The organism is uncultured Methanobrevibacter sp., from assembly GCF_900314615.1.
GTDB lineage: Archaea > Methanobacteriota > Methanobacteria > Methanobacteriales > Methanobacteriaceae > Methanocatella.
In genome coordinates this window covers 1-11,149 of record NZ_OMWA01000041.1, presented here as the reverse complement: position 1 = coordinate 11,149, position 11,149 = coordinate 1, and the positions used below count along the sequence as shown (strand labels likewise).

Here is an 11,149-nt window from a genome sequence, read left to right as displayed (position 1 = left end):
TCTTTACCAACGTATTCTCCAGCCATTAAGTTTAATCTTTCAGTACTTATTGCAGCTGCGATTTCACCGTTTTTCTTCCATACTCTTTTGATTACGTATCTTCCGGTGGAACCGATTAATGCGAGTAAGTCGTACATTTCTTCAGGACAGTTTAAGATAACTTTTTTGTGTTCGATTACATCGAATACTTCAAATTTGAATCCATCGTGTAAAGATGGGTCGATTACAAGACCTGCAGTGTTGAATGGGTCTGCAAACATTCTGAATACTGGTAAGTTGAATGCACCAGGTTCAGTTTTGTCACAGCAGAATACTAAAACAGGATCAGATGGTCTTTCTTCGAATTCCATTTCTGCTACACCAGGACCCATACCTTTGATGTTTCCTGAGAAAGTATCAGATAATAAGTCTTGACCTGCACCGTATAATTTTAATTCACGTGCTCTTTCAGTAGCTTTCATGAATGCATCGTATGCAGTTTTGTGTACTTCTTCGTTTTCTTCCCCTTTATCGTGGGTCATAATTAAGTCAATATCGTCTCCGCAACGGGAGATATAGTAATCTTTTAAGATACCGGTTTCTAAAGCTTCGTTTAAAACTTCATCACAGATATCCATTAATTCTGGGTGTGCGACACAGTGTCCGGACACACTTCCAATATCAGCTTTAATTACACTAACAGTAGTTTTCATTTTAATACCTCGAATTAGTAAATTATTATTTACTAGACATTTATTATTTTTGATTGGAATAGTATTTAATTATTGTCATTAAAATAGCTTTAACTAAAAAAATAAGGCCTGTTATAAAAAAATTTCTCAAAAATATTTTGAATACTATGTGATTCAAACATCAACAACAGAGTTCAAAGTTCAAAATTAAAACTTACAGCTGTGAATTTCATACCGCTGTCCCTGATTTTTTTAGATTTTATCTCCACATTACCGTATTGTTTTAAGAATGTATTGATTTCCCCAGATACTGCGTGGTAATTTTTTCTCTCATAAACCCTGTAATTTCCCATGAATTTAACAGTATCCTTTTTGTTCAAAACATTTACCTGATCCATTCTGAATGATTCGTTGTTTTTCTCTAAAACAGAGTTTACTTTAGTTACAATTTCCTCTTTAATTTTTCCTTTTTCTTCATCACTAATCATGAAATCATCCTCCTCTTTGTTTTTTAGTACTGTCGGATTACTTAAAATCCTTGAAAACTAAACATCAGCAATTACCTAATACTAGATTATATTTCATTATTTTTATAATTTGACGAATGATGAAAAAGGATTTAAAAAGAATAGGTATAGAATTTATCAATAGCTTTAAAAATTGTTAAATGACTGCAATTTTGTCAAATGGCTTCAACAAGCTTTAAATATTCCATCAAACCAATTATTACACAGAGGCAAATCCTCACAGAGGACAACCTCAAAATGAATTAATGAAATATTAATGTCTATGAGATAGTATTGAGAGAAATCTTACAATATAGACATTAATCATTAACTATTTTTATGATTATAACAGACTATAACATTTTTTAGACATCTGCAAAGTAAAATTCATATCTATTTAGTGAAAAATCTAAAAAAAAGAATGGGAAAATTCCCATTTAAACTTTACGAATATTTTCAAAAGCCTTTTCAATAGCTTCTTTTTGATTCATATCTTCACATGCTTTTTTAACACGATCCAAGTCTGCACGGGTTTCAGGATATTTAGGAACCGCACTGCATCCACCGTCATCGATTTTGGATATTTCAAATGTGCCTATTTTTTTAGCAATTTCTGTAATCTCTTCCTTATCCAATCCGATTAACGGAGACAATATTGGCATTTCAACGCCGTATCGTGTAGCCAAAATGTTTGAAAGTGTTTGTGATGCAACCTGACCGACACTGCTTCCGTCAACTATGGCATCAGCACCCAATTTGAGGGCAAGCTTTTCTGCAATGTGATACATTCCGGATTTGCATAAAACACAGGTCATTTTCTCAGGAGCCTTGTCCTTGGCAGTTTGGAGATATTCACCATAGTCAACAATGCGTTTTTGAATAGGAACTCCCCGAGCGTAGATATTGAGCTGGTCTACCAATGCATTGAAGTTTTCTGTAACCTTCGGGCCGGAAAAAGGATCATTGTTGCAGTGAAGCGCCACCACTTCACATCCTCTTTTCATCATCATATATGCTGCAACAGGAGAATCTATACCGCTTGATAAAAGCACAACAACTTTGCCCTGTGTTCCTAACGGAAGTCCTCCAGGCCCTTTGATTTTTTCATGGAAAATATACGTATCATCTTCCCTTACTTCAACAAAAATAGTCAAATCAGGATTTGTCAAATCGACCGGTGCCAATACAACTTTTCTTACAACACCACCGCAGTGGGCAGCCATTTCCTGAGAAGTAAAGTCATGAGTTCCAACACGACGACATTTGATTGCAAATTTGGTGTTTTCATCTATTAAACCTTCTGAAACTAACTCTTTAACATAAGCAGTTAATGTCTCATCAATTTGCTCATAGGTTGTTTTAGTTGAAGTTGCAGGAGAATATGAAACGACACCGAAAACCCTGTTGAGTTTTTCAATTCCGTCATCAAAGTCCTGTGGATGAATATAAATTCTTCCCTGGTTTCGTTCTACATCGCATTCAAAAGTAGCTTCAATATTTTTAACTAGCTTTCTTTCAAAACGTGACCTTATCTTAGGACTTTTAAGTCCAATTTCACCATATCTGGCAATAATCAAATCATAATTCATAATAACATCTCTTTCTAGTGCACGCTGAAAAAATAGCAATCCCTTCAATACTAGTTTTTAAATATAACAGCAAGTATAACTTTAATCTTAATGATTAATAAAAGTAATCATGCAAAGTTCATACTAAACACTTCCACAAAATTAAAATTTAAATAACACCCCATACAAAATATTGAATAATGTATACATTTTTAATTTGTTTCATAGTTCTGATTGCATCGTATTTCATATATGGAAAAGTTATAGAAAAGGTTGCAGGAGTTGATGAAACAATACCTACACCAGTACAGAGACTGGAAGACGGCGTTGATTATATTCCAATGTCTCGAATGAAAGAGTTTTTAGTGCATTTTTTAAATATCGCCGGTACAGGACCTATTTTTGGAGTTATTCAGGGAGCTTTATTCGGTCCTGCGGCATTTATATGGATTACTCTCGGAACAATTTTCATCGGTGCCGTTCATGATTTTTTCTCAGGATTCATGTCCCTTAGAAATGACGGTTCAACAATGCCATTTATCATATCCAAATATCTGGGAACAACAGTTCAGAAATTTGTCGCATTCATCACCATCATAACAGGGGTTCTTGTAGGGACAGTTTTTTCAAAAGGTGCCGCAGCACTGATTGTTCAATTAACTGACATTCCGTTATACCTATGCATAGCTGTAATATTCGCATACTTTTTAATTGCTACCGTATTGCCTGTCGACAAGATTATCGGGAAAGTTTATCCTATTTTAGGAGCATTGTTCCTGATAATGGTGATTTTAATAACAGGAGCAGTTATTTTAAATCCATGGTATACAATTCCTGAAATTACTACACAGGGACTGTACTTAACTGACAAACCTATTTTCCCGTTCCTCTTTGTTACAATAGCATGCGGTGCTATTTCAGGTTTTCACGCATCACAGTCACCGATTGTTGCAAGATGCATGAAAACAGAAAAGGATGCAAGACCGGTGTTTTTCGGTGCAATGGTTCTGGAAGGTTTAACAGCGCTCTGCTGGGCAGCAGTTGCTTTAGCATTTTTCCACGGCCAGCCACAGCTTGGTTTAATATATGCAGCAGAACCTGCAGTTGCAGTCTATGAAATGGCTGATAAACTGCTCAGTCATGTTGGTTTGGTTTTAGTAATTATCGGTATTGTGGTCTGTCCGATTACTACCGGAGATACCGCACTTAGAAGTTCAAGAATTACACTTGCCGATGAACTGCATCTGAATCAGGAAAAAATATCATCAAGGCTGAAACTGGCTCTGCCTCTCTTTATTGCTTCAGTTGCATTATTATTCGTTGACTTCGATCTTGTTTGGAGATATGCCGCATGGGCTCAAATGATTATTGCTATAGCAGTGCTTTTCGCAGCAACAGCATACCTCATAAAAAAAGAAAAACATTACTTCATTACTTTAATTCCTGCAATGATATGTACACTAATTACATTTGGATATATCCTGCAGGCTCCTGAAGGTTTGAGACTTCCATCAATGATTGCAAATATCATTTCAATAATTGCAATGGTCGTTATAACATTTGTATTTATGAAAAAAAATAAGAAATAAGAGAAAATTCTCTCTTATCTGATTAAATCCACTGCAGTATGGATAGCTTCATCCCTAATTTTACCATTACCAACCCTCACACAGATAATGTCCCTTAGTTTCAAATCTTGAGAAAACTTGATGTTAAAGCAATGCTTTTTCAATTTTTTCATTTACTCTTTTTCAGATATGTTAGCACAGCCAGAGAGATTTCGCCAAAAATCAGATTATGCTGCAAAAGATTAATATAACAATGAATATAAAAAGAAGACATATAGAACATAAAGAGGTGATAAAATGAAGTTAAAAAATATTCTTTTCATAGTTTCAATTTTAACTGTGGCTGTGATATGCATCAGTTGTGTATCTGCAACTCAGGACAATGCAACTCTGAGTATCGATGATGAATCCCCACTATTAATTCCAGACAATGCAGATCAAGTCAGTGCAAATGAAAGCAGCGGAGAGATAGAGGACGTGAATCAATCTTCAAACAGCACCGCAGTTAGTGAAAATACAAACTCAAGCAGCCAAAGCAACAGTACACAAACAAATACAACAACAAAAATCAGCAAAAAGACTATCAATGCATTTTGTTCCAATGCATTTATTCAGAAATCCAACAAATACTTCACGGTAAAACTGTTTAAGTATAATGAGAAAACAAACAAGCTTAATTACTACAAAAATGTTAAAATTACTGTAAAAGTTAAAATCAACGGTAAAACAAAAACATATAATGTAAAAACTAACTCAAAAGGAGAAGCTAAAGTTTTAAACATTAAGAATCTAAAAACAGGACTTTATAAAGTGTCAGTATCTTCAAATGATGAAAGATACACCATTAAAGAGAACGGTTACATTGGTATTTTCAGCAAATCCCAGAAAAAGGTTACCTTAAAAGTGAATACCCGTAAAAAAATTAAAAACGGTTATATTGATGTATTCCACATAACCAAAAATTCAGAATATCCCAAAGGAGTTTATGTTGATGAATATAATGCTAAAAACCCTCAAGGCGCTCCTACAAAAATATTCATCATGAAAACAAAATTCTTCTTTAAAAACAAAAAAACTGGTAAGATAATTTCAAAAACCGTTAAAACAAAAGCACACTCCATATATGGCCAGATGTATCCTCATTACAAATTGATTAAAGGATACAAACCAGTTAAAGCCACAGTATGGTATGCAACATATTAAATAAGAGAAAAGTAATTTTCTATTATACTATTTTTTTATTAAATCTACAGCAGTCCGGATAGCTTCATCCATCTTATCTGCATTTTTACCTGCACCCTGCGCAAGTGTTAAACGACCACCGCCGCCACCGCCCAGTACGCCTGCTGCAGTTTTGATTATTTCATTGATTTTAATTCCACTGTCAATTGCATTCTGTGAAGCGGTTCCTATGATTTTACCGTCACCGTTTCCCATGATAACAACGTCAGCCTTTCCGTTGTCGGTAAAGTCTGTAGCCATTTTCTGAAGTTCCTTGAAGTCTGCTTCAATCATTTGGGAAACCACTTTAAGGCCGTTGATTTCTTCAAACTCGTCAGCTAATGAATTACTTTTAAGACTTGCAATTTCTGATTTGAGACGGTCAATTTCATTTTTCTGTGCTTTCCATTCTGAGAAGAATCTGTCACATGTTTTTGGAAGCTGATTGTTTTCAACTTTGAAAACTGCTGAACTTTCACGCAGGAGTTCACTGTCATGCTGCATGGAATCGATTGCTGCAAGACCTGCTGAGAAGTCTATCCTTTCAACACCGTCCTGAACCCTTTCGGTTTTATTGATTTTAATCGGACCGACCACACCGGTTCTCAATACATGTGTACCTGCACAGGCCTGAACGTCCACTCCAGGGATTTTAACTACACGAATCATTTTACCAGGTACGATACCTCCCTGATAAAGTACGAATCCGTATAATTCCTGAGCTTCATCTCTTGTGTGGAACTGGATGTCCAGGTCAATGTTTTCCATAACGTATTCGTTTGCAAGCTTTTCGATTTCATTGAGCTCTTCGTGTGATATACGTTTGTAATGTGAGAGATCAATACGTGCTCTTTCAAGACCGTTTTGAGATCCTGCCTGCCAGATGTGCTGACCCAGTACTTTTCTTGCTGCGGCAATTACCAGGTGAGTTCCTGTGTGGTGGCGTGCAAGCGTTATTCTTCTTGTCCAGTCTATTTTACCGGCAGCTTTTTTACCAACAACATCATCTGAGATATCACCCTCTACATGATGCAGTACGACATTGTCAATCTTTTCAGCATAACGTATTTTAAAGACATTTCCATCGATGGAAACTTCACCGATATCAGAAGGTTGGCCTCCTCCTTCAGGATAGAAGGTTGTTTTATCAAAGATAAGACATTTCACTTCATTCTTTTCGACAAGACCTAAAACTTCGGCTTCAAATTCTTGCTGGTAGAAATCTTTATAGAACAGTAAATCAGTTTCAGGGAAGTCTACTTTAAATGTGGATTTTTTGTTTGAAGTATCCTTTTCGTGAGCGCCTGCAACCTGTGTGAAGAAGTTGTCCGGAACATTGACTGTAAATCCGTCTCCTGCCATTTCAACAACAGTTTCCGGTGGAATTCCATGTGCATCATACAAGTCAATCAGCATGTCAAGAGGCATTTCGGATTTGCCTTCTTTTTTAAGTCTTTTAATGGACCTTTTAACAATGCTTCTTCCTTTTTTGACTGTTGAGGCATATCTCTGCTCTTCCAAAGTGATAATATTCATGATGTGCTCTTCGGAATCTCGGATTTCAGGATAGAATTTTGAAAGGAAATCAAGCTGTATTGCCATAACATCAGCTAAAGATTCTTTCATGTCAAGTTCTTTCATGAATCTTATGGTTCTTCTTAAAACGAGACGTGCAAGATATCCTTCTTTAACATTTGACGGAATAATTCCGTCTGCAAGCATGAATGCAAGACATCTTGTGTGATCAGCAATGATGTAGATTGCTTCCATAGGTTCTGCGGCTTTAAGATATTCTTCAAGGGACAAATCCAAACTGTCTGCAACCTGCTGGCGAAGTTCTTTTAAATCACCGATATCCTCAATATCCATCATTCCAGCAATCTGAGCATTTCTTCCCTGGATATCCTCGTTTATTTCAACACCTGTCAGTTCTTTTAGCTTGTCAACAACAGGTGCAAAACATGCATCGTATGCTGTCGGAGTTCCCTGTGAAATCCATGCAATACGTTCAAGACCGTAACCGGTATCCACAACTTTAATAGGGATTTCTTTTTTAGAACCGTCTTCTAAAGTTTCATATTGTATGAAAACTAATGTTGCAAGTTCCACTCCTCTGCAGCAGACTTCGTAACATGGTCCTTCATTACCTCCGCCGCTCCACCATGATTTGATGAATGTAATCTCTTCAGTGTTGATTCCTATATGTGCAAAGAATTCATGGCACAGTTCGATTGTGCGGTCTTCCCAGTAGATGAAATCATCTTCCTTGTTGATTACAGTGTGTGTTCCCATTGTAAAGCAGGTCATGTGACGGCCGGTTCTTCCGACATTGTCAACGTCGTTGAGTCTGATTGATGGCTGAGCCATTTCAATAGGGTTTGCCGGAGGCTTTACAAGGCCTGATGTAATCCATGGCTGGAAACAGAAAATTGATGCTCCAACGAGAAATACGTCATCTCTCCATCTTTTTGCAAGTACAGGATATCTGTGGACGTGAGTGTGTCCTTCACTTTCTAAAAATTCTCTAAAAACTTTCTGGATTTCATATAGATTGTACGGTTTATCAGTTGCAGGATTTGCAATAAACTCATACTCATCACAAGGAGCATCACCGCAAGTGTCTCTGTCTACTTGAGAGTAAAACTCCTGTCCGCAAGTTTTACATGTCTGTTTTTTATAACCGAGTTTATCAAAAATTTCTACCATATAAATCAGTTCTAATAATTTATTAGTATAAAATATGTATTTTAATTAATAAATAATTAATTATTGAAATGATTTTCAAATATATAAATCAGTTTTTTAGCAACAGCCAGAGCATATTGCGTATCGTTAAATAGCCAATTATTATAGTCTTTTGTTCCTATAGCCGGAACTTCTAGAAAATAATCTGATTGAATTCTTAGTTTTTTTAAATGGTAAAAACATTAAGTAAAAGACTATAAATGAAAACAATTATAAAAAACAGTAAAATATCAAAAATAAGCAATAATATCAAAAAAAAAGTAAATAAAAAAAAGAAAGGTGATAGATTTAAAAAATCTATCCGAAGAGAGCACCTAATCCAGCTGCTGCTTCTTCTTCAGAAGCTTCTTCTTCCTCTTCTTCTTCCTCTTCTTCTTCAACAGCTGCTTCAGCTGCTGCAGGTGCAGCTGCAGGTGCTGCTGCTGCCATAGCAGTAGTTTCCATAGCTTCGTCGATGTCAACATCTTCTAAAGCTGCGATTAGCTGCTTCAATAATACTTTTAACATTTTCTTCGTTAATATCTTTTTCTGCACTGTGCAAAATCATTGCCGCATATATATATTCCATGTTATCACCATTAATTTTTTAAAGTGTTAGTTTTTATAATATAATAAAAATTTTAATTTTAACCGAAGAGAGCTCCTAACCCAGCTGCTGCTTCTTCTTCACTACTTTCTTCTTCTTCCTCTTCTTCCTCTTCTTCTTCGACAACTTCTTCTACTACTGGAGCTGCTGCTACTGCAACATTAGCGAGTTTGTCAGCTAATTCGTCATCGATAGCACCAGGAGTGTCTGCCACTTCGGATGCGATTGCTAACATTTTAGCCTGTGCTAATCCAATAATTGGTTCTGAAGTTTCAGAAGTCATAATTGCTGCTTCTACACCGACATTGATTGCTCTGGTGTATGCAAGAGTAATGATAGTGGAAATAGTTTCATCAGTAGGGATTGCTGCGTTTACAGATAAGTTGAATGCACTTCTAAATGCATTTTGAACGTCAGCTAATGTTTGTTCTTCATCGATTGCAAGTACGTCTGAAGTATAGATTGATCCTTCTTCGTATACTGCTTTTAAGTCCATTCCTACTTCCATTGGATTAATTTCTAATCTGGATAAAGTAGCTGCTACTTGTTTGGATACTTCTTCACCAGCTTCTACGACAACTGTTTCTTTTTGTACGCAGATTTTACCTTTATCAATTTTTGCAGGAATTCCAACTTGCTGTAATTCACCTAAAAATGGACCTGGTTCGAATCCGGTATCTCCTTCAGGTACAATAATATCTTCTGGAGCAATAGTTCCTGGTTTTGCAGGAGCTTGGGTTTTACTGTCTTCCAATATTTTGTACAATTTGAAAGGATTCATTTCGGTTGCAATAAGTGCAATCTGACCATCCATATGTTCTGATAAATCAACAATGTTGGTTTTTTCAGCATTACAATCTTCAAGAGCTAAATTAATAAGATTAATTTTGGACATTCTGATAACAGCTTTGCCTTTAAGAGTTCTTCTCATTTCTTGGAGCTGTTTTGCAGGAATGTTTTCTAAATCTACAAGACCGATAACATCGTATTGGTCGATGATAGATTTAAGCTCTTTAACTTCTTCCTTTTTCCATTCAGCAACATGAGCCATTAGATCACCCTCACTACTGGTCCCATAGTTGTTTTAATAAACATGGACTTGATTTGACTTCTTCCTTTTTCTAAATTGCGGTCTAAGACTGTAAGAACAGTTTCTACATTTTCAGCTATGTCTTCGTCTGACATGTCTTGGCTTCCGACAACAACTTGAATACTTGCTTGTTGTTTTACACCAACTTTGACAGTACTTTGTAATCTTTCTAAAAGAGGATCTAATTTGATACTTGCAGGAACTGGTTTAGGCATTTTTCCACGAGGACCTAAAACTGGACCGAGGAATCTACCAACGAGTGGCATCATATCAGCTTGAGATTACAGTGTCAAGACCAGCATCTTTAGCTTGAACAATGAGTTCCCCATCAGCAATGACTCCGATTTTAACATCTTTGCCACGGCCGTTAGGAAGAGTAACTTCCTCATTAAACCTATTTTCTGGCTTTCTGACATCTAAGTCACGGATATTAATAATAATATCTACGGACTCAGTGAAGTTTCTCGGCTTAGATTGTTCTTTTGCCTCCTTCACCGCGTTAATTACATCTTGTGTCATATTCATCCCCCATGAACATTATGTTCATTGGATTTTTTTGGTTTCATGAGAATCGATTACAAGAAAAAAATTCTTAAACGATTGCATGAATTAAAAACAGTATATCAATTATAATTTGATTATAACATCATATACACTGTAATTGTTAACTTAAATTTAAATTTTGGACAATATCTATTCTACTAAGATATCGTCATATTCTCCAGCATCTACTGCTTTTTGTGCTTCTCTAGGGTCTTTTCCGTCAACGGATATTCCCATACTTACACAGGTTCCCATAACTTCTTTGACACCTGCTTTGTAATCGTTTGCAAGTAATGAATCGAATTTCATTCTAGCGATTTTTAAAGCGGTTTCAATTGGTAAGTCATTTACAATGTCTAAACCTGGTTCATGAGAAGCTTTTTCGATGCCTAATTCTTCCATGATAAGTGAAGTAGTTGGAGGAGTACCAATTTCGATTTCAAATTCTTTAGTATCCCTGTCAACACTAACAATAACAGGTACTTTCATTCCTGCAAAGTCAGCGCTTTTTTTATTAATTTCTTCTACTACTTGCATCATGTTAATACCGAGAGGTCCTAAAGCTGGGCCTAATGGAGGTCCAGGAGTAGCGCTTCCACCTTCGATAAGAACTTCGACTGTATCTTTAGCCATCAGTCAGCCTCCTTTTGA

General features: G+C 36.1%; 9 protein-coding genes and 2 pseudogenes. 2 read left to right on the top strand and 9 right to left on the bottom strand.

Features of this window, described 5'->3' with window-relative positions; translation table 11 throughout:
* The 3 genes from QZN33_RS11365 to thiI all read right to left on the bottom strand — a co-directional run.
* Nucleotides 1-692 (bottom strand): fructose 1,6-bisphosphatase (locus QZN33_RS11365; RefSeq protein ID WP_296792692.1); only part of this gene is annotated, 692 nt, incomplete at its 3' end.
* 173 nt (nucleotides 693-865) lie between these two features.
* Nucleotides 866-1,159 (bottom strand): hypothetical protein, encoded by a 294-nt coding sequence (locus QZN33_RS11360; RefSeq protein WP_296792689.1) that lies wholly within the window; start codon nucleotides 1,157-1,159, stop codon nucleotides 866-868.
* 455 nt (nucleotides 1,160-1,614) lie between these two features.
* Nucleotides 1,615-2,766: a tRNA uracil 4-sulfurtransferase ThiI gene (gene thiI / locus QZN33_RS11355; RefSeq protein WP_296792685.1), complete on the bottom strand. Its 1,152-nt coding sequence runs from the start codon at nucleotides 2,764-2,766 to the stop codon at nucleotides 1,615-1,617.
* 179 nt (nucleotides 2,767-2,945) lie between these two features.
* On the opposite strand from thiI, the gene QZN33_RS11350 reads away from it, so the two are divergent.
* On the top strand, nucleotides 2,946-4,334 hold the full coding sequence (locus QZN33_RS11350) for a carbon starvation protein A (protein ID WP_296792682.1): 1,389 nt from the start codon (nucleotides 2,946-2,948) through the stop codon (nucleotides 4,332-4,334).
* A 14-nt stretch (nucleotides 4,335-4,348) separates the two neighbouring features.
* On the opposite strand, the gene QZN33_RS11345 is transcribed toward QZN33_RS11350, so the two are convergent.
* Nucleotides 4,349-4,486, bottom strand: a complete 138-nt coding sequence (locus QZN33_RS11345) for a hypothetical protein (RefSeq protein WP_296792679.1) — start codon at nucleotides 4,484-4,486, stop codon at nucleotides 4,349-4,351.
* A 124-nt stretch (nucleotides 4,487-4,610) separates the two neighbouring features.
* On the opposite strand from QZN33_RS11345, the gene QZN33_RS11340 reads away from it, so the two are divergent.
* Nucleotides 4,611-5,516: a hypothetical protein gene (locus tag QZN33_RS11340; RefSeq protein WP_296792676.1), complete on the top strand. Its 906-nt coding sequence runs from the start codon at nucleotides 4,611-4,613 to the stop codon at nucleotides 5,514-5,516.
* A 27-nt stretch (nucleotides 5,517-5,543) separates the two neighbouring features.
* Here QZN33_RS11340 and alaS read toward each other — a convergent pair whose 3' ends face one another.
* The 5 genes and pseudogenes from alaS to QZN33_RS11315 form a co-directional block, all read right to left on the bottom strand.
* Nucleotides 5,544-8,240, bottom strand: coding sequence for an alanine--tRNA ligase (gene alaS, locus QZN33_RS11335; protein ID WP_296792673.1), 2,697 nt, complete (start codon nucleotides 8,238-8,240; stop codon nucleotides 5,544-5,546).
* 336 nt (nucleotides 8,241-8,576) lie between these two features.
* Nucleotides 8,577-8,847 (bottom strand): annotated as a pseudogene (gene rpl12p / locus QZN33_RS11330) (50S ribosomal protein P1).
* Nucleotides 8,848-8,905: 58 nt separating this feature from the next.
* Nucleotides 8,906-9,916: a 50S ribosomal protein L10 gene (locus QZN33_RS11325; RefSeq protein ID WP_296792670.1), complete on the bottom strand. Its 1,011-nt coding sequence runs from the start codon at nucleotides 9,914-9,916 to the stop codon at nucleotides 8,906-8,908.
* A pseudogene (locus tag QZN33_RS11320) lies at nucleotides 9,916-10,474 on the bottom strand (50S ribosomal protein L1). Before QZN33_RS11320 ends, QZN33_RS11325 begins: the two are co-directional and overlap by 1 nt.
* Nucleotides 10,475-10,648: 174 nt before the next feature.
* On the bottom strand, nucleotides 10,649-11,131 hold the full coding sequence (locus QZN33_RS11315; RefSeq protein WP_292746497.1) for a 50S ribosomal protein L11: 483 nt from the start codon (nucleotides 11,129-11,131) through the stop codon (nucleotides 10,649-10,651).
* Nucleotides 11,132-11,149 lie beyond the last annotated feature (18 nt).